This window comes from Cobetia sp. SIMBA_158 (genome assembly GCF_046566945.1).
In the GTDB taxonomy this organism is placed as follows: Bacteria; Pseudomonadota; Gammaproteobacteria; order Pseudomonadales; family Halomonadaceae; genus Cobetia; species Cobetia amphilecti.
In genome coordinates, this window is sequence record NZ_JAWJYL010000649.1 from 1 (window position 1) to 257 (window position 257).

Sequence of the window (257 nt, forward strand, 5' to 3'; positions counted from 1 at the left end):
GCTTGTGACAAAGGCTTCACAAGATATTTGGGATCAAATTCAGCAGGGCCACATTACAGGCTACTCAATGGCTGGGACGGCGGATATCGTGGCAATAGAAGAACAAGATCAGCTCCTATCTCAAGGCACGAATGAGAGAGGGCTTTTTTCTTTGCTGAAAAATTTCTTTTTGAAAGAGGAAGGTGCAAACATGTCACAACAATTTTGGAGCGTTTTAGACCATCTGCTGGAAACCTTACAGTCGAGTGATGGTGATG

At 44.0% G+C, this 257-nt stretch carries 1 protein-coding gene; it reads left to right on the forward strand.

Annotated elements, in window-relative coordinates; genetic code table 11:
* Positions 1-257, forward strand: a 257-nt coding sequence (locus R2R70_RS21425) for an XkdF-like putative serine protease domain-containing protein (RefSeq protein ID WP_410979114.1), incomplete at both ends; no start/stop codon positions are given.